The organism is Streptomyces spororaveus, assembly GCF_016755875.1.
GTDB lineage: Bacteria > Actinomycetota > Actinomycetes > Streptomycetales > Streptomycetaceae > Streptomyces > Streptomyces spororaveus.
Genome location: NZ_BNED01000005.1, coordinates 5,984,039 through 6,005,014, shown reverse-complemented (window position 1 = coordinate 6,005,014; position 20,976 = coordinate 5,984,039). Strand labels below are relative to the sequence as shown.

The 20,976-nt window shown below is 70.9% G+C and carries 13 protein-coding genes; 6 read left to right on the top strand and 7 right to left on the bottom strand.

All coding sequences use genetic code 11. The features are described 5' to 3' along the window. The first annotated feature begins 4 nt into the window (after positions 1–4). On the top strand, positions 5–541 hold the full coding sequence (locus Sspor_RS29565) for a GNAT family N-acetyltransferase (RefSeq protein ID WP_237404085.1): 537 nt from the start codon (positions 5–7) through the stop codon (positions 539–541). Here Sspor_RS29565 and pulA read toward each other — a convergent pair. Continuing rightward, the gene (gene pulA, locus Sspor_RS29560; protein ID WP_373318844.1) at positions 528–5,873 is read right to left on the bottom strand and encodes a pullulanase-type alpha-1,6-glucosidase; all 5,346 of its coding nucleotides are present in this window, start codon (positions 5,871–5,873) and stop codon (positions 528–530) included. The genes Sspor_RS29565 and pulA overlap by 14 nt on opposite strands. A 121-nt stretch (positions 5,874–5,994) precedes the next feature. Next, entirely contained in the window at positions 5,995–7,707 is a 1,713-nt protein-coding gene (locus tag Sspor_RS29555) for a carbohydrate-binding module family 20 domain-containing protein (protein ID WP_202201827.1), read from the bottom strand. A 434-nt stretch (positions 7,708–8,141) separates the two neighbouring features. Here Sspor_RS29555 and Sspor_RS29550 point away from each other — a divergent pair, with 434 nt between their 5' ends. Beyond that, positions 8,142–8,564: a cupredoxin domain-containing protein gene (locus Sspor_RS29550; protein WP_237404084.1), complete on the top strand. Its 423-nt coding sequence runs from the start codon at positions 8,142–8,144 to the stop codon at positions 8,562–8,564. Between the two features lie 73 nt (positions 8,565–8,637). Next, positions 8,638–9,432: a hypothetical protein gene (locus Sspor_RS29545; RefSeq protein WP_202201826.1), complete on the top strand. Its 795-nt coding sequence runs from the start codon at positions 8,638–8,640 to the stop codon at positions 9,430–9,432. Between the two features lie 1,613 nt (positions 9,433–11,045). Here the strand turns inward: Sspor_RS29545 and Sspor_RS29540 are convergent. From Sspor_RS29540 to Sspor_RS29520, 5 genes are read right to left on the bottom strand one after another with little or no spacing between them, the layout of a single operon-like run. After that, entirely contained in the window at positions 11,046–12,059 is a 1,014-nt protein-coding gene (locus Sspor_RS29540; protein WP_202201825.1) for a LacI family DNA-binding transcriptional regulator, read from the bottom strand. Then, the gene (locus Sspor_RS29535; protein ID WP_202201824.1) at positions 12,044–13,633 is read right to left on the bottom strand and encodes a glycoside hydrolase family 13 protein; all 1,590 of its coding nucleotides are present in this window, start codon (positions 13,631–13,633) and stop codon (positions 12,044–12,046) included. Before Sspor_RS29535 ends, Sspor_RS29540 begins: the two co-directional genes overlap by 16 nt. A gap of 51 nt (positions 13,634–13,684) precedes the next feature. Next, positions 13,685–14,536 (bottom strand): sugar ABC transporter permease, encoded by an 852-nt coding sequence (locus Sspor_RS29530; RefSeq protein ID WP_202201823.1) that lies wholly within the window; start codon positions 14,534–14,536, stop codon positions 13,685–13,687. A 2-nt stretch (positions 14,537–14,538) separates the two neighbouring features. Beyond that, entirely contained in the window at positions 14,539–15,600 is a 1,062-nt protein-coding gene (locus tag Sspor_RS29525; RefSeq protein ID WP_202201822.1) for a carbohydrate ABC transporter permease, read from the bottom strand. A gap of 7 nt (positions 15,601–15,607) precedes the next feature. Continuing rightward, entirely contained in the window at positions 15,608–16,882 is a 1,275-nt protein-coding gene (locus Sspor_RS29520; RefSeq protein WP_202201821.1) for an extracellular solute-binding protein, read from the bottom strand. A 222-nt stretch (positions 16,883–17,104) separates the two neighbouring features. Between Sspor_RS29520 and Sspor_RS29515 the strand changes: the two genes are divergently transcribed. The 3 genes from Sspor_RS29515 to Sspor_RS29505 all read left to right on the top strand — a co-directional run bounded on the left by Sspor_RS29515 (position 17,105) and on the right by Sspor_RS29505 (position 20,970). After that, positions 17,105–18,802, top strand: a complete 1,698-nt coding sequence (locus Sspor_RS29515) for a glycoside hydrolase family 13 protein (protein ID WP_202201820.1) — start codon at positions 17,105–17,107, stop codon at positions 18,800–18,802. A gap of 26 nt (positions 18,803–18,828) precedes the next feature. Then, the gene (locus Sspor_RS29510) at positions 18,829–19,881 is read left to right on the top strand and encodes a LacI family DNA-binding transcriptional regulator (protein ID WP_202201819.1); all 1,053 of its coding nucleotides are present in this window, start codon (positions 18,829–18,831) and stop codon (positions 19,879–19,881) included. A gap of 192 nt (positions 19,882–20,073) precedes the next feature. Then, positions 20,074–20,970, top strand: coding sequence for a phosphatase PAP2 family protein (locus Sspor_RS29505; RefSeq protein ID WP_202201818.1), 897 nt, complete (start codon positions 20,074–20,076; stop codon positions 20,968–20,970). Positions 20,971–20,976 lie beyond the last annotated feature (6 nt).

Here is a 20,976-nt window from a genome sequence, read left to right as displayed (position 1 = left end):
CCGCGTGATCATTGACGACGAGATCCGGTTCCGGCCGGCCGTGGAGAAGGACGCCGGCACGCTGGTGCAGCTGTACGACCAGGCCGCCCGGTGGATGCGCAAGCACGGGATCGATCAGTGGAAGCCCGGGGACAAGGACGCCGCGCACTTCCGGTCGAAGATGCGCGACGGCGAGGTGTGGCTCGCCGGCGATGCCGACGGCCGGGTGTGCGGGGCCTACGAGTTGTGGTGGTCCGACGAGGAGGCCTGGGGGGTCCAGCCGCCCGTGGCGGGCTACGTGCACCGGCTGATGGTGGCGCGCGAGGTGGCCCCCGCCGGGGCCGGGCGGCGCCTGCTCGAACACGCCGAGCGGCGGATCGCCCGGACCGGCCGGGAACGGGCACGGCTGGACTGCGTCTCCACCAACCCCCGGCTGCTCGCGTACTACCGGGGTGCGGGCTACCGGGTGGTCGGGGAGCTCCCTGACAAGCAGGGCAAGGACGGCAGGACCTACGGGGTGATCCTGCTGGAGCGGCGCCTGGACCGGCTCACCGGCGTGTGAAGACGGCGACGGTGCGGGCGGGGACGGTGAACTCTCCTGTCTTCGCGTCGTACGCGGACTGCTTGACGGTGGCGTCGGAGCCCGCGGCCTGGACCGGGTGCAGCCGGTAGCCGGTGCCGGCGAGGGCGGTGACGCGCTGGGCCTGGCCGGTGGGCGCCGCGTTGAGGACGACCACCAGGTCGCCCAGGGTCATCGTGATGACGCCCGGGGTCTCGTCCTTGCCCGAGAGGGGGAAGGCCAGCCGGGACTGGACGGCTTCCGCCGTGGCCAGGGCGAAGTCCGGCTCGGTGGTACGGATCTTCAGCAGGTCGCGGTAGGCGGCCGAGGTGGCGCCGATGTCCGTGCAGGTGGGTGCCGGTCCCGTGAGCAGCGGCTTCGCGTAGAGCCACTTCGAGGCGTTGTCGGCGGCCGGGGGCAGGCCGCGGCCGAGGCCGTTGCCGTCCCGGCAGTCCCAGTGGATGGCGTTGAACCAGTCGCCGCTGTCGAAGGAGTTGCGGTCCAGGGACTTGGAGCGCAGCAGGTCGGTGCCCGCCTGGGAGAGGGCCGGGCCCTGCGAGAGGGTGGCCGTCGCCATGGCCAGGACCTGCATGCGGGCCTGGTCGCCGGGGCTGGTGCCGGGGGCGAGCTTGTAGGTCAGGGCATCGGCGAGGGATTCGTTGTCGTGGGCGTCGGCGTAGGCGAGGGCGTCGCCGGGGGCCGCCGCGTAGCCGGCCGGGGCGCCGTTGTAGTCGAGCTCGGAGCCCTTGATGCGGCGGCCGGTGGTGTCGGTGAAGGCGTACGAGGCGAGGTTGCCGGACAGCCCGACCTTGATCAGGTCCTGGGCGTGCAGGAGGCGGGCCTTCTGCTGCTCCGGGGTGCCGTTCGCGGGCGAGGCGTTCGGGGCGGTGAACAGGCCGGACGCGAAGCCCTGGACGCGCGGGTCCTCGTCGAAGGGGCCGCCGCCGCGGACGGCGTCGCGGGCCCGGTCGGAGAAGGTGGCGATACCGGTGCCGGCCATGTTCTTCTGCGTGGCCTGGACGAAGCGGGCGTCGTCGGCGATCTCGCCGAAGTTCCAGCCCTCCCCGTAGAGGACGATCTTCTTGCCGTCGACGCCGTCCTTGGCGGGGGTGAGGCCGTCGAGGGCCGCGCGGACGGCCAGGATGTTGGCCTTCGGGTGGTGGCCCATCAGGTCGAAGCGGAAGCCGTCGACCTTGTACTCCTTCGCCCAGGTGACGATCGAGTCGACGACCAGGCGCCCCATCATGGCGTTCTCGGGGGCGGTGTTGGCGCAGCAGGTGGAGGTGGCGACGGAGCCGTCGGCCAGCAGGCGCTGGTAGTAGCCGGGGACGATGCGGTCCAGGACGGACTTGTCCGACTGGCCCGCGGCGACGGTGTGGTTGTAGACGACGTCCATCACCGTGCGCAGCCCTGACCCGTTGAGGGACTGGACCATCCTGCGGAACTCGACGGTGCGGGCCGTGCCGTTCGGGTCGCTCGCGTAGCTGCCCTCGGGGACGGTGTAGTGCAGCGGGTCGTAGCCCCAGTTGTAGGCGTCCTTCGCGGCGGCGGCGGCCACGCAGGCCTGCTGTTCCTGCGAGTCCGGCGCGTACACCTTCAGGTCGCAGGCGGGCTCGGTCCGGTCGGCGGCCTTCTCCGGGATGGTGCCGATGTCGAAGGCCGGGAGGAGGTGGACGTAGGAGGTTCCGGCGGCGGCCAGGTCGCGCAGGTGCCGCATGCCCGCCGAGGCGGTGTCGGTGAAGGCCAGGTACTGGCCGGGGTGGGTGGTGGTGCGGTCCGCGACGGAGAAGTCGCGGATGTGCAGCTCCTGGATCTGCGCGGAGGTGAAGGGGACGGGCGCGGGCTTGCGCAGGGTCTTCCAGCCGGGCGGGGCCAGCTTCGGGTCGGCCAGGTCGACGACGAGGCTGTGGACGGAATCCGCGGTGAGGGCGGTGGAGTAGGGGTCGGTGACGAGGTTGCGGACCACTTGGCGGGTGCTGGGGGCCCAGACGGTCACGTCGTAGCGGTAGCGCTTCCCGGTCCAGGAGCGTTCGCCGCGCACCGACCAGACGCCGGTGGCGTCGTCGCGGCGCATGGCGACCGTGCGGCCGTCGAGTTCGAGGGAGACCTGCTGGGCGGTGGGGGCCCAGACGGAGAGGGTGGGGCGGCCGTCCTTGAAGACGGGGCCGAGGGAGGCGGTGGTCGCGTACAGGTCGTCGAGGACGCCGGCGAGCTGCACGCCGGTGGCGGCGAGGACGGCGCCGTTCGCGGCGCGGGCGCTGGCGACGAGCTGGCCGCGCAGGGCCTCCCGTACGCGGTCGCGGTCGCGCGGGTCGACGGTGTAGGCGCCGTAGGCGGCCAGGTGCGGGAACTTCTGCTTCTGTGCGGCGGTGAGCTCCGTCCTGTTCAGCCGAAGCCACCGGGCGGAGCCGGTCAGGGTTCCGTTCTCGGCCTTGACGGCGCCTTCGCGGGAGGCGAGGAGCTGCACGGAGGCGGCGGTGGCGGGGGCGTTCCAGGCCAGGGTGTCGCGGTCGATCCAGACGGCCTCGGACTTGGTGAGGTCCAGGGCCGCGGCGGAGCCGGCGGGCTGCGGGAGGAGGTACTGCTGCCGGCCGCCCAGCATCCACACTTCGTGGCCGTTGGCCTTCAGGTCCAGGGACTGGTCGGTGGGGAGGTCCTTCTCGTCGCCCTTGTGGAGGATGTAGCTCAGGCTGGTGGCGCCCGGCGCGAGCGGGACCTCGTAGACCGCGCCGTAGGAGTCGATGCGGGTGGGCAGGAGCGGCTTGGACCAGTCCGTGGGGTTCGCGGCTCCGGTCCAGACGTGCAGGCCCCATCCGTCGTAGGCGCCGTCGGGGCGCTGGTGGTGCAGGACGGCCTTGGCCTGGTCCTGGGGCGGGTAGGCGGGGCGGTCGGTGCGGGCGGGCTCCTTGCCCTGCTCCAGCCAGATCTCGCCGGTCTTCGTCACGTCGATGGTGCGGTCGGCGGCGACGTCCTTGTTGCCGTCCTTGTCGATGACGAGGTAGCCGACGGAGGAGGCGCCGGGCTTGAGCCTGACGTACGCGAAGGCGCCGTAGGCGTCGCGGCCGGTGAAGTCGTGTCCGGCGGGCCACGGAGTGGCTTCGCCGTCGGCGAGGTCGCCCCAGGCGTACAGCCGCCAGTTCGTGTAGTCGCCGTCGGGGCGGTTGTAGTGGACGACCGCGTAGTCCCGCTGGGTGGCGGTGGGGATCTCGGTGGGCGGGGCCTGGCCTGCGGCGGAGGTGGCGAGGGCGCTCGCGGTGCGGCCGGCGGAGTCGACGGCGACGGCCTTGTAGCGCAGGGCGGTGCCGGCCGGGGCGGTGATGTGCTGGGTGACCTTGTAGGGGGCGTGGTCGGCGGTGCCGAGGACCTGCCACTTGTCGGTGCCGGTCTGGGCGGCGAAGACCACGCGGTTGAGGCCGCCGCCGGTGACGTCGGCGGAGAGCTCGACGGTGCCGGTGGCGCCGGGGGCCGGGGCCTTCAGGGTCAGGGCGGGCTTGACGGCCGGCTTGGCGGCGGGGGTCACGGCCTGGAGGACGACGGAGCCGAGGGCCGGGACGGGGAGGGTGAGCTTGCCGGCCGCCGAGGCGCGGATCAGCGCGGTGCCGCCGTACAGGGTGCGGTACTGGGCGCCGACCGGGGCGTCGATCTCGACGGTGCGGGATGCGGTGCCGTTGTTGGCGGCGACCAGGTACTCGGTGCGGGTCCTGGTGTCGGTGCGGGCGAAGGCGTAGACGGAGCCGTCGGAGAGACGTTCGCTCTGGACGCCGTCGCGCAGGGCCGGGTGGGCCTTCGTCAGCTTCGAGAGAGCACTGATCTGCCGGTAGAGCGGGTGTCCCGGATCGTAGGCATCGCTCGCGTGCGTGCGCACTGTTCCGAGCTGGTCGTCGTCCAGGTAGTCGGCGACCTGGGTCGCGAACAGCGGCTGCCGGGCGTCCTTGTCGCCGCCCGCGCCCGTGAAGCCCTGCTCGTCACCGGAGTAGATCACCGGATTGCCGCGGGCGAAGAACATCAGCTCGTTGGCCAGCCGGTAGCGCTCCAGCAGCTCCTGCTCCGCGGCCCCCGGCCGGTCCTGCTTCAGGAAGGATGCGAAGCGGCCCATGTCGTGGTTGCCGAGGAAGGTCACCTGCTCGTAGGCGTTGGCCTTGCCGGAGGTGTACCGGTAGTCGTCGCCCAGTACGGAGGCCAGCCGGCCCGCTTCCGCCCCCTGGGAGGCGTACGCGCGGATCGCGTCCTGGAGCGGGAAGTCGAGGGTGGCGTCGAGCTTCCCGCGGGTCACGTACGGGGAGGTGACGGCGGTGTCGGCGGAGTAGACCTCGCCGAACATGAAGAAGTCGTCACGGCCGCGCTTCGCGGCGTAGGTGTCGAGGGCGGTCGCCCACTGCGTCCAGAACTCGGTGTTGACGTGCTTGACCGTATCGATCCGGAAGCCGTCGATGTCGAAGTCCCGCACCCACTTCTCGTAGATCTTCTCCATCCCGTCGACGACCTCGGGACGCTCGGTCCACAGGTCGTCGAGACCGACGAAGTCGCCCTGCTCGGAGGACTCGCCCGCGAAGGTGGAGTCCCCGCGGTCGTGGTACATCGTCGGGTCGTTCAGCCAGGCCGGGACCTTCAGGTTCTTCTTCGCGTCGGGCACGAAGGGGGTCCTCGGGAAGGACTCGCCGTCCACCTTCGGGAACTTCTTCTTCCCGTCGGCGTAGTCGCTGTCCTCGAAGGGCACCCCGTCCTTGGTCAGATAGGGGAACGCCCCCTTCGACAGGTACGAGTGGGAGGCCTCCCGGTAGTCCACGACATCGGCGGTGTGGTTGGTGATGACGTCGAAGAAGACCTTCATCCCCTTGCCGTGCGCCTTGTCGATCAGCCGCTCCAGATCGGCGTTCGTCCCGAAGTGCGGGTCGACCTGCGTGAAGTCGGTGATCCAGTAGCCGTGGTAGCCGGCGGAGGCATCGGCCCCCTGGCCCTGCACCGGCTGGTTCTTGAAGATCGGCGCCAGCCAGATGGCCGTGGTGCCGAGCCCCTTGACGTAGTCGAGCCGGTCGGTGAGCCCCTTGAGGTCACCGCCCTGGTAGAAGCCCTTGTCCGTGGGGTCCAGGCCGGTCTCCAGGCGCGAGCCGGTCAGGCCGCCCCGGTCGTTGCCCGGGTCGCCGTTCGCGAACCGGTCCGGGAGCACGAAGTAGAACTGCTCCCGGGTCAGGTCGTGCCGGGCCGGTTCGGCGGCCAGTTTCGCGTCCGAGGGCGGGGCGGGCGGCGGCCCGCCCGGTGCGGCCGCGGCGGGGAGGGCGGGCAGGAACGTCACGGCCAGGGCGGCGGCGAGCACTCCTGCGGCAGGGCGTATCAAGGCAGGTCTCCTTGTGTACGTGTCGCATGGATGAGGGCCGCCCGGCGTGGCGGGGAAGAGGGTGCCGGACGGCCCTGGTCTGTGGGACGGCAGTGGCGGCGGAGGCGGCAGTGGCGGCGGCTCAGCTGCGCCAGGTGTCGGACAGCGTGACCTTGCCGCTCGCGGGGACGGTGGCGGAGCGGTTGGCGCCGCTCTCCCAGGTGACGTTCCCGGCGGCGTCCTTGCGGACGTACTTGTACGAGAACGCGGTCCCGGCCGGGAGCGTGACGTCGAGCTTCCAGACCGGGTAGGCCGCCGGGTCGAGCTTCAGGGCGCTGCCGGTGTTCCAGCCGCCGAGCTCGGCGCGGTCACCGGTGACGTAGACGTTCTGCCCGGGAACGGTGGTGGCGTTGACGCCGAAGGAGGCCCCGGCGGACCCCGCCGGGGTACCGGAGCAGGTACGGGCCCCGGTGTGCAGGGCGAGGGCCGTCCCGGCGGCGACGGTGGCGGTGAACTGCCCGCCGGAGCCGACCGTGACGGTCCGCCCGCTCTGCACGTCGCAGTAGTCGCCGCCGGGGAGGGAGGTCTGGAAGGTGCGGGTCAGGGCGGAACCCTCGTGGTTGATCACCACGTACGCCTTGGTGCCGCGTCCGAAGGCGATCTGGTCACCGCCGTTGTCCCACCAGTTGCCGACGGACTGACCGCGGGCGGCGTTGCGGAAGCCGACCATGGAGGAGATCTCCCGCCAGGCGTGCTGGCACTTCCAGCCGTCGGAGTAGCAGGCGTTCACGGTGCCCCCGTTGGGCGGGCCGGCGTCCTTGTCGCTCCACTCGTAGCCGGAGTGCACGTCGGGCGACCCGTACGGCCAGGCCAGCGCGAAGACGCTCGCGAGCGTGTAGGCCGAACCGTCCTTGTAGGTGAGGGTGTCGCCGCCCCGCTCGGTGTCGTGGTTGTCGACGAAGACCCCGGCCTGCCCGCCGGGCATGTACCCCCAGGCCTCGCCGAAGTTCTTCAGGTACGCGAGGTTCTCGCTCTGGAAGACCCGCTTGAGGTCCCGGGCGTACCGGAACTCCTGCACGTCCCCGTTGCCCAGGTACTCGCCGGGCGAGACGGCCTCCCCGGCCCCGTAGATCGCCTCCTGCTTCCAGTAGACGCCGGGATTCGTGAGACGGGACTTGATGTTGGCGAGGTCGGCGGCGGGCATGTGCTTGGCGGCGTCGATCCGCAGGCCGTCCACGCCCAGCGACAGCAGGTCGTTGAGGTACCCGGCGATGCGCCCGCGCACGTAGTCCTCACCGGTGTCCAGGTCGGCGAGCTGCACGAGCTCACAGTTCTGGACGTTGCCCCGGTCCTGGTAGTTCGAGATCGAGGCCCGGCAGTCGTCCATGTCGGCACCCGAGTAGAGCCCCGGATAGCTGTACTTCGTGTACGAAGACCCGCCGGTGCCGGTGAAGGTGGCGCCCGCGTCCGCCGGTCCGGCCATGTGGTTGATGACGGAGTCGACGACGACCTTCACCCCGGCGGCATGACAGGTGTCGACCATGGCCTTGAAGCCGGCCCGGTCCCCGAGCCGCCCGGCGATCTTGTAGCTGACGGGCTGGTACGAGGTCCACCACTGCGCGCCCTGCACGTGTTCCTGCGGCGGCGACACCTGCACGTACCCGTACCCGGCGGGCCCGAGGGAATCGGTGCAGGCCTTGGCGACGGAGTCGAAGCGCCACTCGAACAGGACGGCGGTGACGTCCTTCTCGCCGGGGGGCGCGGCAGCGGCCTGCGGCCCGACGGCGGTGAGGCCGGCGGAAGCGAGTGCGGTGGCGGCGAAAAATATTGCAGCTCTGACGGCTCTGGCAGGCATGCGGGGGGCCTCCTGGCGGAAGAGGTGGGGATTGGAGCGACCGTAGGGGCCAGGTAGAAGGCCTGCAAGACCTTGCGCAAGAGATTGCAGAATTGTTTCCGAGGCGTGTCCTGCCGGGGCCGCCCCCGGACTCCGGCCCCGGCACGCCGAGTTCACCCCTCGGAGCACCCTGCCGCCGGGCTGCGTACGGACGTTGGGTCCGAACAGGCCGCATCGGCCGGGGTGCGCCAAGGCGCTGCGCACGACGGGATGAAAAACGCCCGGTCGACCGGACGGCTCGCCGTCGAACCGCGGCGCTGCCGGCTGCGGATCCTCAATGCCTCGAACGAGCGTTTCTGGCGGCTGAGGATCGACCCTCCCCGAGACGTGGCGCTCCAGCCCAATCTTCCGTTCTGGCTGATCGGCACCGACGGTGGATTCCGCCCCCGCTGCAGATGCTGAACTTCCTGATCGGGCCCGCCGAACGGTACGACCTGATCGTCGACTTCAGCGGGATGCCCATGGGGTCGAAGTTCACGCTGACGAACTACCACGCACTGGTGCACTACCCGGGTGTGCCCGGTCTGGGGCCGGAAATCTCGGAAGTCACGCAGTTCCAGGTCACCAAACCGCTGTCCTATCCCGAGACGGTGACCCGGATCATCACCGACCCGTGGAGCCCGCCGGCGGAACCGATCGCGGGCATCCCGAACAGCGGAACCGAGCTGCCGGCGACCTACGTCCACCACTGCCACCTGCTGGAGCATGAGGACGACGACCTGATGCGCCCGTTCACGATCGTCGACCCCGACGCCCCTGTTCCGGTCGACCAGGGCGGCGGCCACGGCGGTGGCGGGCACGGCGGGCACGGCCGCTGAGGTGTCGATCGCCCTCGGATGATCGTGTAGCCTGCACCCTCGATAATTGAACTCGTTCAAACATGGGGGGATCATGGGCGGCTCATCACGAGGTCGGCTCGGCATCGCACTGGGGGCTGCGCTCGCCATCGAAGCGGTGGGGCTGGCGGTGGGGTTCGGACTCTCTGAGCCCACCTCCCTCAGACCCGACTACTCCGACCCCCTCCTCGGGCTGGACGTCCTGCTCCCGGCCGAATGCGTGGCGATCGTGGCCATCGTGATCGCACTCGCCCGCCGCAAGCCCGGGGCGGCCTGGTGGGCGGCCGCATCGGCGACGGCGATCCTGGCGGTGAGCGTGCAGCTGCTGGAGGCGGGAGCGGGGGGCTGGTCCACCTGGTGCGCCATAGCCCTGCTCGCGTCCTTCGCGGGCATCGTCCTCTCCCTCCTGCGCACGGGCCGGCCCGTACCGGAGGGAGGCAACGACAGGGGCGCGGCGCCCGGCCGCCTCACCGGGAAGGCCGCGACCGCACTGGCCGTCGTCGCACTGGTGGCGTCGATGTCCATGGGCGAGGGAATGGAGGACGTGGACTACTCCGGCACCTGGACCGCCGGCCGCGACGACCTCACCCTCACCCTGACCGGCGGGCAGGACGGGGGGCAGTACACCCTGCGATGGGGAACGTGCACAGAGCAGTCCGACTGGACCCTGGACTACCCGCAGATGACGACTTCCGTCCAGGTCTGGCTGATCCGCGAGACGGGCGCGACCTCGACCTGCCTGCCCGGCACCAAGAACATCATGCTCCGCGTATCGGGCGGCACCTCCGCAGCACCGACCCTCGCGCTCCCCGGCCCGGACGGCAAAACGTGGACGCTCACCCGGGAATAGCCACGAAGGGCGGGGGCGGGGCGGGGGCGGGCTGACGGAAGCCGGCGGACGGCTCCAGGGGCGGTGGCTGCGGAAGGCGGGAGCTGCTCGGGCGGTGGTCAGGGACGCGTATGGGGGTTTCCCGTCAGTCTCATCGTCTCTCCGTGTCGGGCCGGTCCCTCAAGGGCGCTCGTTCCTCGCGTCGCTTCGCGATGGCCTTCGGCCACCCTTGACCGACCGACCCGCCCCGGAAATCCGAAGACTGCCGAGAAGCCCCCAAAAGAACGAGCCGGGCACTCAAGGATCAGGACGGGGCGGCCAGAGACCCCCTGCCCGGACGGGAGTGGGGGACGACCGACAGACGGGGCCCAACCAGACCCGGACCCGGATCGGGGGAAGCGCGTCCAATCGCTACGCGCTCCTGACGTCTCAGCGCCTCCAGTCCGTCCTGGGCTGGACATAGGCCGCCCACGACCTCGACCCGACACTCGACCTGCGACCGACGACCGGCCGGCGCTGGGCATTGAGCCGCCTCAAATCGCTACGTGCTCCTCCGAGACTGCGACCGGCGGCCGGTTGGGGGCTGACGAGAGCCTCTGAGAGGGGCTGGCGGCCGAAACCTCCGCTATTCCGTCGTGGAATCGGGTCAGCGCCAACACGACACCAGAAACCAACCCCCATACAGGGGCAGTTGGGGCAAACCAACGACCCTTTGGGTCGCCCATGTGTGCTGACCTGTATCCACGACGAAATAGCCGCAGTCCCACGCCTTTTCACCTCCGGACGGCAGTCAGACGCAGTCAAAGAGGACCCTCAACCCGCCCTGGCGGGCGCACCGGCCGTCGGCCGCCGGCAAAGAGGAGCATCCGAGAGTCCTCGGCGGCCTCTGACCGCGCAGACGGTCGTCGGACGCCGTCAATGAGAAACCGACGGATGGTGGGCGGCCTATGACCCGCCACGGACGGCCGTCCGCCGCCGTGAATGAGGGGCAGACGGATGGCGCGCGGCGCAGACCCCGTCACGGACGGTCGTCCGTCGCCGTGAGTGAGGAATGACTGGGTGGTGGGCGGCTTGTGCCCAGGCCCCGGCCGGTCGTCGGACGCAGGTCGAGCGCCGGACCGGGGCCGTGGGCGGCCTATGTCCAGCCCAAGACGGACTGGAGACGCTGAGACGTGAGGAGCGCGTAGCGATTGGTCGCGCTTCCCCGGTCCGGGCCGGGGGCTGGATGGGCCCCGCCTGTCGGGTGTCCCCGCCCCCGACCGGGCAGGGGGGCTCTGGCCACCCCGTCCCTTAGAGCCTGGACCGGCTCGTTCTTTTGGGGGCTTCTCGGCAGTCTTCGGATTTCCGGGGCGGGACGGTCGGTCAAGGGTGGCCGAAGGCCATCGCGAAGCGACGCGAGGAACGAGCGCCCTTGAGGGACCGGCCCGACACGGAGAGACGATGAGACTGACGGGAAACCCCCATACGCGTCACTGACCACGGAGTGAGTGGATCGGCCCCTCCACCGTCACCGCCCCGCGTTCCGGCTCCGCGCGCGTGGCTCCCGAACACCGCAGCCGACCCGGAGCATCCCGACCCCGCCCGCCCGACTCCCGCACCCCGAAGCCACCGCGCCTTACGGCCCCCCGCCGCCCCTACGGGGCCTCGGCCGTTGAGCCTCGTACCACCAGTTCCGGCTGGAAGACGTACTCCGTGCGCTGGACCGGGGTGCCCGATACCGCCTCCAGGAGGGCGCCCACCGCCGCCGTCGCCATGGCTCGTACCGGCTGGCGGACCGTCGTCAGCGGCGGATCCGTGAACGCGATCAGCGGTGAGTCGTCGAAGCCGACCACCGACACGTCCTGCGGCACCCGCAGCCCCCGCTCGCGCGCCGCGCGGATGACGCCGAGCGCCATCGGGTCGCTGCCGCAGACGATGCCCGTGCAGCCGCGGTCCAGCAGGGCCATGCCCGCCGCGTGTCCGCCCTCCACCGTGAAGAGCGTGCGCTGGATCAGCCCGTCCGCCTCGGCCGACGGCAGCGCCGTCAGGAATCCCTGCTCCTTGCGGGCCGACGGCACGTACCGCGTCGGTCCGATCGCGAGCCCGATCCTGCGGTGCCCGAGGTCCTGCAGGTGCCGTACGGCCATGTCCGCCGCCGCCCGGTCGTCCGGGGAGATGAACGGGGCGTTCACCTGCTCGTTGAAGCCGTTGATCAGAACGAACGGCACCCCGCGCGCTGCCAGTCGCTGGTAGCGCGCGGGGTCCGCGTGGGCGTCGGCGTGCAGGCCCGACAGGAAGACGATGCCGGTGACCCCGCGTTCCTCCAGCTGTTCCACCAGCTCGTCCTCGGTGGCCCCGCCGGGGGTCTGCGTGCACAGCACCGGCGTGTACCCGTGCCCGGCCAGCGCCTGCTCTATGACCTGCGCGAACGCCGGGAAGATCGGGTTGGTGAGCTCCGGGATGAGCAGCCCGACCAGCCCGTTGCTGCGCCGCTTGAGCCGTACGGGCCGCTCGTAGCCCAGCAGGTCGAGCGCGGCCAGCACCTTGTGCCGGGTGCCGGCCGCCACGCCCGGTTTGCCGTTGAGTACGCGGCTGACGGTCGCCTCGCTGACCGCGGCCTGCGCGGCGATGTCCGTCAGCCGCAGCGGGGAAGTCACCCCTGCCACCACACCGTGGTGTCGGCGGGCAGGACGTCGGGGTCGGCGAGGTCGCCGCTCGTGAGCAGCACCGTGCCCGCGGCGGGCAGCCGTACCGGCTCGTCCGTGGTGTTCACGGTGCAGACGAAGTCCCCACGCCGGAAGGCCAGTACGCCGGCCGGGGCGGGCAGCCACTCGACGCCGTCGCCCGCGCCCAGCGCCGGGTGTGCGCGCCGTACGCGCAGCGCGGCGCGGTACAGCTCCAGCGTGGACTGGGGGTCGCCGGTCTGCGCCTCCACGCTGAGCCCGGCCCATTCGGCGGGCTGCGGGAGCCAGCTGCCGCCGGTTCCGAAACCGTACGGGGCCTGGTCGCCGCTCCACGGGATCGGTACGCGGCAGCCGTCGCGGAGTCCGTCCTGGCCGTTCTCCTTGAAGAAGGAGGGGTCCTGGCGCACCTCGTCGGGGAGGTCCACCACCTCCGGCAGGCCGAGCTCCTCGCCCTGGTAGACGTACGCGGACCCGGGCAGGGCCAGCATCAGCAGCGCGGCGGCGCGTGCCTTCTCCAGGGTGCCGAAGCGGGTGCGGTGGCGGACCACGTCGTGGTTGGACAGCACCCAGGTGGTGGGGGCGCCGACGGGCCGCATCGAGTCGAGCGACTCGTCGATGGTGGCGCGCAGTGCCTCGGCGTCCCAGCCGGTGTTCAGGTAGTGGAAGTTGAAGGCCTGGTGCAGCTCGTCGGGGCGCAGGTACATGGCGGTGCGGTCGGCGCTGGGGGTCCAGGCCTCGGCGACGCCGATGCGGTCGCCCGCGTACTCGTCGAGGACCAGGCGCCAGGAGCGGTAGATCTCGTGGACGCCGTCCTGGTCGAAGAAGGGCAGGACCTGGTTGCCGAGCAGCTTGAGCTGTTCGTCGCGGCCGAGGTCGGGCAGGCCGGGGGCCTTGACCAGGCCGTGGGCGACGTCGATGCGGAAGCCGTCGGCGCCGAGGTCGAGCCAGAAGCGCAGGATGGAGCGGAACTCGTCCTGTACGGCGGGGTGTTCCCAGTTGAAGTCGGGCTGCTCGGGGGCGAAGAGGTGCAGGTACCACTCGCCGTCCGCGACGCGGGTCCAGGCCGGACCGCCGAAGATCGACTCCCAGTCGTTCGGGGGCTCCGCGCCGTTCTCGCCGCGGCCCGGGCGGAAGTGGAAGCGCTCGCGCAGCGGGGTGCCGGGGCCTTCGCGCAGGGCCTGCTTGAACCATTCGTGCTGGTCGGAGCAGTGGTTCGGGACGAGGTCGACGATGATGCGCAGGCCCAGTTCGTGGGCTTCGCGGATCACGGCGTCGGCGTCGTGCAGGGTGCCGAACATGGGGTCGATGGCCCGGTAGTCGGCGACGTCGTAGCCGGCGTCGGCCTGCGGGGAGGCGTAGAAGGGGCTGAGCCAGACGGCGTCGACGCCCAGCTCCTTGAGGTAGGGCAGGCGGCTGCGGATGCCTTCGAGGTCCCCCATGCCGTCCCCGTTGGAGTCGGCGAAGCTGCGCGGATAGACCTGGTAGATCACCGCTTCTCTCCACCAGCCGGGCTGCGTGCCGGTGGAGGTGGGGAGCGCGTCGGCGAGGTGCTGGGTCATGGTGTCCTTGGAGAGATCGGGCCGGGGGTGAGAGGGGGCAGGCTCGGGTGGTCAGCCCTTGGTTGCGCCTGCCGTCATCCCGGCGACGAGGTGACGCTGGGCGAAGACGAAGAAGATCGCCGCGGGGATGGCGATGAGTACCGATGCGGCGCTCATGGCTCCCCAGTTGGAGGTGTACTGCGTGACGAAGGTCTGCAGTCCGCCGGCCAGGGTGAGGTTCTCCTCCCCGACCATGAAGGCGGAGGCGTACGCGACCTCGCCCCAGGCGGTGATGAAGGCGTAGAAGCCGGTGACGGCCAGGCCGGGCTTGGCGAGCGGCAGGATGAGGCGCCAGAAGGTGCCGAAGGGGTTGAGTCCGTCGACGCGGCCCGATTCGTCGATCTCCACCGGGATGGTGTCGAAGAAGCCCTTCATCATCCAGGCGCAGAACGGCACGGCGATGGTGAGGTACGTGATGATCAGGCCGAGCGGCTGGTTGAGCAGGCCGAGGTCGCCCATGAGGTTGTAGAGCGGGACGATGAGGATCGCCATCGGGAACATCTGCGTGATGAGCAGGGTCCACATGAGCGGCTTCATACCGGGGAACTTGAAGCGGCTGACCGCGTATCCGGTGGTGGCGGCGATGAAGACACCGAGGACGGTGGTGACGCCGGCGACCAGGACGGAGTTGGCGAACCAGCTGAAGAAGTGGCTGTCCTCCAGCAGGTACCGGTAGTTGTCGAGCGTCGGTTCCTTGACGAAGTCCGTGGTGATCGCGTGCTGCGCGGGCTTGAGCGAGGTCAGCAGGATCCACAGCACGGGGAAGACGGCGATGACCGCGGCCACGACGAGGGTGGCGTGCAGGCCGACGGAGGCGAGCGGGGAACGGCTGCCCCGGGGACGGGCGGTGTTCGCAGTGGACATGGTCACCACACCTCTCCCTGCTTGCGCAGCGAGCGCCGGTAGACCAGCGCGAAGATCATGAGCAGCAGGAGGATCAGTACGCCCCACGTCGCGGAGACGGCGAAGTCGCGCGGGCTCGTGATGAAGGCCTCGCGGAAGGCCTGGGTCACCAGGATCTCGGTGGAGTCGCCGGGTCCGCCCCGGGTGAGCAGGAAGATCACCGGGAACATGTTGAAGGTCCAGATGGTGGAGAGCAGGATCACCGTCATGCTCACCGCGCGCAGTCCGGGCAGGGTGATGTGCCGGAAGCGCTGCCAGGCGCTGGCGCCGTCCATCTCGGCGGCCTCGTAGAGCTCGCCGGGGATCGACTGCAGGCCGCCGAGCAGGGCGACCATCATGAAGGGGACGCCGAGCCAGACGTTGACGGCGACGACGGAGAACTTGGCCCAGGTCGGGTCGTCGAGCCACGGGATCGCGGCGATGCCGCCACCGTCGAGGATCTTGTTGAGGATGCCGTTGTCGCGGTTGAAGAGGAACCGCCAGGCGAAGACGGAGACGAAGCCGGGGACGGCCCAGGGCAGGATGAGTGCCATGCGGTAGGCGGCGCGGCCCCGGAACTCCCGGTTGAGCATGTTGGCGAGGGCCAGTCCGAGCGTGAAGGTGATGGACACGCACGCGACGGTCCACACCACCGTCCACACCAGCCGCTGCAGGAACACCGGGTCGCTGAGCACGTCCACGTAGTTGTCGAGTCCGACGAACTCGTACGTGGCCTCGATGTGCCGCACGCCGATGGTGCGCGAGACGTTGCGCTCGTTGGCGTCGGTCAGCGACAGGTAGACGCCCCGGACCAGCGGCCAGCCGATGATCACGCCGAGGACGAGCACCACCGGGGCGACCATGGCCCAGGCGTACCAGTGCGTGCCGACGGCGCGCCGGAGGCCGGACGCGCCTTTCCCACCGCGGCTGCCGCCGCGGTTACCGCTGTCGCTGTCAGTCCTGCGGCTCCGGCCGCGGGCGGCGACGTCGTTCTCGACGTCGTCGCCCGCGGCCTTCGCCACCGACTGGCTGGTGTGAGCAGCCATGGTTTCGTTACTTCCAGCCCTTGAGGATCTTGCGGAACTCGACGCCGGCCGACTTGGCCGCGTCCTCCGGGCTAGAGGCCCCGGTGATCGCCTTGGTGTATTCGACCTTCAGCGGCTCGAAGAGGGAGCCGTTCTCCGGGATCCAGGCGCGCTCGACGGCCTTGTCCACGGCCGGCTTGAAGAACTGGACCATCTCGCTGCCCTTGACGTCCGGCTGGTCGTAGGCGGCGGTACGGGTCGGGAGGAGGCTGAGGTCCTTGGCCGACTGCACCTGGACCTCCTGCGAGGTCATGTACTCGACGAAGGCGTGCGCCGCGGCGGTGTTCTTGGAGCCGGCGTAGACCGCGAGGTCGTGGCCGCCCTGCGGGGCACCCGCCTTGACGGAGCCGGCCGGGACCGCGGCGATGCCGAGGTTGGCCTTGTCCTTGAACTGGTCGCCCGCGTAGCTGTCGGCCACCGCCCACGGACCGTTGATCATCATGGCCGCCTGGCCGGTCTTGAAGGCGGTCTGCATGTTGTTCCAGCCGTCGGTGGCGTTGGTGATCGCCGCGCCGGAGGTGACGAGGTCACGAGCGGTCTTGAAGGCCTTGACGCCCGCCGGGTTGTCGACGGTGACCGTCTTGTTCTTGGCGTCGACCAGGTCGCCGCCCTCGCCGTAGATGAGGGGGAGGAACCAGTAGGAGTCGTCGCCGCGGAGGTAGAGGCCGGCCTTGCCGGTCTTGTCCTTGATGGCGGCGGCGGCCGTCTTCAGCTCTTCCAGCGTGGTGGGGGGCTGGACGCCGGCGTCGGCGAGCATCTTCTTGTTGTAGAAGAGGCCGAGGGTGTCGATGACCTGCGGGACTGCGTAGGTCTTGCCCTCGTACTTGCCACTGGCCGCGGCCTGCGAGAGGAACTCGGCGTCGACCTTCTTCGCCGTCTCGGCGGGGACCTCGTCGAGGTAGCCCAGCGAGGCGAAGTCCGCGACCCAGCCGACGTCGGCGCGGATCACGTCAGGGGCGTCGGAGCCGCTGCTGAAGGCGTTCTTGACCTTGTTCTGCGCGTCGCCGTACGGGACGTTGACGTACTTGACGGTGACCTTGGGGTGCTTCGCAGTGAACGCCTCGGCGATCTTCTGGAAGCTGGCCTTCTCGGCGTCGTTCGAGGTGTCCCACCACGTGACCGTGCCGGAAAGCTCGCCGCCTGCCTGGGTCCCGCCGGCCGCGTCCTTGTCGTCCCCACCGCAAGCCGTCGCCGCGAGCGCCAGGGTCGCGACCAGCGCGGTGGCCGCTATGCCACGCCGCATATGAACTCCTTCGATGATCCCGGCCGCGCCCTCGCGGTCCCGAGTTGCCAGGAACGTAACAAGACTGAAAGAGGACCGAAAGACCTTGCGCAAACTTTCTGCAAGCGGAGGCGATCGTTACATCCGTGTGTCCGTACGGTTGCCGCAGCTTGCTGTTAGTTCGAGTCACCTTCGACCACCCGGGCCCGCAACCAGGGGGCATGTACCCGCGTTGACCCCGATATGACCCACGACTCGACGGCCGTCCAGCTTGCAAGCTCTTCCAGCAACGCGACCGCGAGCGGTGGCTGGTGGCGCGATGCCGTCATCTATCAGGTGTACGTACGCTCCTTCGCCGACAGTGACGGAGACGGCATCGGCGACCTCCGCGGGGTCCGCTCCCGCCTCCCCCACCTCGCCCGCCTCGGGGTCGACGCCGTGTGGCTCACCCCCTTCTACGTCTCCCCGCAGGCGGACGGCGGCTACGACGTCGCCGACTACCGGGCCGTCGACCCCCTCTTCGGTGATCTCTCCGACGCCGACGAGCTGGTCCGGGCCGCGCACGCGCTGGGGCTGCGGGTCATCGTGGACGTGGTGCCGAACCACACCTCCGAGCAGCACCCCTGGTTCCGCGCCGCCCTCGCCGGGGACCGGGGCGCCCGTGAGCGCTACCACTTCCGTCCCGGGCGGGGGCCGGACGGCGCCGAGCCCCCGAACGACTGGGAGTCGATCTTCGGCGGCCCCGCCTGGACCCGGGTCCCGGACGGCGCGTGGTACCTGCACCTCTTCGCCCCCGAGCAGCCGGACCTCGACTGGGACCACCCCGAGGTCGCCGCCGAATTCGCCTCCGTCCTGCGCTTCTGGCTCGACCTCGGCATCGACGGCTTCCGCGTCGACGTCGCCCACGGCATGGTCAAGGCCCCGGGCCTGCCGGACATCGGCCGCGGCGCCCAGGCCACCCTCATCGGCACCGAGCCGCTCCCCTTCTTCGACCAGGACGGGGTCCACGAGATCCACCGCTCCTGGCGCCGCCTCCTCGACTCCTACGGGGGCGGGCGGATCGGGGTCGCCGAGGCCTGGGCGCCGACCTCCGAACGCCTCGCCCTGTACGTACGCCCGGACGAACTGCACCAGGCCTTCAACTTCCGGTTCCTGAACTGCCCGTGGGACCCGGTCGCGATGCGCACCGTCATCGACGAGTCCCTCGCCGCCACCACCTCCGTGGGCGCCCCGACCACCTGGGTGCTGTCCAACCACGACGTCGTACGCCACGTGACCCGGTACGGCGGCGGGGCCCGCGGCCTGGCCCGGGCCCGGGCCGCCGCGCTGCTGATGCTGGCCCTGCCCGGGTCGGCGTACGTCTACCAGGGCGAGGAGCTCGGCCTGCCGGAGGTGGTGGACCTCCCGGACCGGGTCCGCCAGGATCCCGCCTTCCTGCGCACCGCCGGACAGGACGGGCTGCGCGACGGGTGCCGGGTGCCGCTCCCGTGGTCCGGCGCGGAGCCCCCGTACGGCTTCGGGCCGACGGGCAGCTGGCTCCCGCAGCCGGCCGGCTGGGCCGGCCTCAGCGTGGCCGCGCAGACCGGCGACCCGCACTCCACGCTGGAGCTGTACCGCGCCGCCCTGGAACTGCGCCGGGCGATGCCGGGCCTGGGCGCACCGGAGGCCGGGACGGGGGCGGGAGCGGAGCCGGGGGCGGCGGTGGGGGCGGAGCCGGACGCCTCGGCCGGAGCCCCGTACGCGTGCGGGATGCGCTGGCAGTCCGCCCCCGAGGGCGTGCTCCTCTTCACCCGCCCCGGCTTCGCCTGCACCCTCAACAGCCGCTCCGAGCCGGTGGAACTCCCGGCGCCCGGTCGCCCCGTACTCTCCAGCGCCCCGGTGGAGACGGACGGCCGAACCGTCCGGCTTCCCCCGGATTCGTGCACGTGGTGGTCATGGTGAACGTCCGACCGGTACAGTCCAATCCCGTGACCGCACGGCTAGCCGACATCGCAGCCCAGGCGGGGGTCAGCGAAGCCACAGTCAGCCGCGTGCTCAACGGCAAGCCCGGCGTGGCCGCAGGCACCCGTGAATCCGTGCTGGCCGCCCTCGACGTACTCGGCTACGAGCGGCCCGTGAAGCTGCGCCAGCGCAGCGCGGGGCTCGTCGGTCTGATAACTCCCGAACTGGACAACCCGATCTTCCCGGCGCTCGCCCAGGTCATCGGCCAGGCCCTGACCCGGCAGGGGTACACGCCGGTGCTGGCCACGCAGACGCCCGGCGGGTCCACCGAGGACGAGCTGACCGAGATGCTGGTCGACCGCGGGGTCTCCGGGATCATCTTCGTCTCCGGCCTGCACGCCGACACCACGGCCGACATGGGCCGCTACGACCAACTCCGCGGGCAGGGCGTCCCGTACGTCCTGATCAACGGGTTCTCCGAGAAGGTGCAGGCCCCCTTCGTCTCCCCCGACGACCGGGCCGCGATGCAGCTCGCCGTCACCCACCTCGCCGCGCTCGGGCACACCCGCATCGGGCTCGCGGTCGGGCCGAAGCGCTTCGTGCCCGTCCTGCGCAAGATCGAGGGCTTCCGGCTCGGGATGAAGGAGCGGCTCGGACTCGACGAGGCCGAGAGCGAGCAGCTGATCCAGCACTCCCTCTACTCGCTGGAGGGCGGGCAGGCCGCCGCGGCCGCGCTGATCTCGCGGGGCTGCACGGCGGTGGTGTGCGCGAGCGACATGATGGCGCTCGGCGCGATCCGGGCGGCCCGGCAGCAGGGGCTGCAGGTGCCGCAGGACGTGTCGGTGGTCGGCTTCGACGACTCCCCGCTCATAGCGTTCACCGACCCGCCACTGACGACGATCCGCCAGCCCGTGCAGGCGATGGGACAGGCTGCGGTCCGGACCCTGCTGGAGGAGATCGGCGGTACGCCGGCGCCGCACAGCGAGTTCGTCTTCCTGCCCGAACTGGTGGTGCGCGGCTCCACCGCCTCGGGCCCGGGGCAGCGCCGCCGGGACGAGGCCGTTCCTTCCGGATCATGACGGCCCGCGGTGTCCGGCACCGCGGGCCGATCCGCCCCGGTCCACGGGGCCGCCGGGGCGTACGCGACCGCGCCGGGTCCCCCGGGCGGCCCGGCTGAGGGTTCCGTGTCGTACCCAAGGCGGACCGCAGGCGCCGAAGACCGTCCCGAGGGATGATCGGAGGCGGGAACGCATCTGGCAGACTCTCTCCCCATGGGTGAATCGAGCGTGAAGACACTGGAAACCCGGACGGACGTCTCATCACCCATCGCGGTGGAGACCGAGACCCGCCCGGGGTCCGAGCGCACCCTGCTCTCCCGGTTGCGTGCCCCGCGCCGGCCTCGGATCTGGTTCGAGGTGCTGCTGATCGCGATCAGCTACTGGACGTACTCGCTGATCCGCAACGCGGTGCCCGAGCAGAAGGCGGCGGCCCTCGCCAACGCCGACTGGATCTGGAGCGTCGAGCGGACCCTCGGCATCGCCGTGGAGAAGTCCGTCAACCACACGGTCGACTCCGTGACGTGGCTGATCGTGGGCATGAACTACTACTACGCCACGCTCCACTTCGTGGTGACGATCGGCGTGCTGGTCTGGATCTACCGTTTCCATCCCGGGCGGTACGCCGCCACGCGCATGGTCCTCTTCGCCACCACGGGCGTCGCCCTGGTCGGCTACTACTGCTACCCGCTCGCGCCGCCCCGGCTGATGAACGGGCAGGACTTCATCGACACCGTGCTGGTCCACCACACCTGGGGCTCCATGGCCTCGGGCAACCTCAAGCAGATGTCGAACCAGTACGCCGCGATGCCGTCCATGCACATAGGGTGGTCGCTCTGGTGCGGCCTGACGATCTTCGCGGTGGCCTCGGCGCCCTGGGCCCGGATCCTGGGCCTGCTCTACCCGACGGCGACCCTCGTCGTCATCGTGGCCACCGCCAACCACTTCTGGCTCGACGCCGTGGGCGGCATGCTCTGCCTGGCGTTCGGCTACACGGTCTCGCGGTCCTGGTACGGCTCCTTCGCCCACCGCCTGCCCCGCCACCCCGAGCACGCGGGCCCGCACCCGGCCACGGAACTGCTGAACCGGGTCCGGGTCCGCACCCGCGCCTGAGACGAC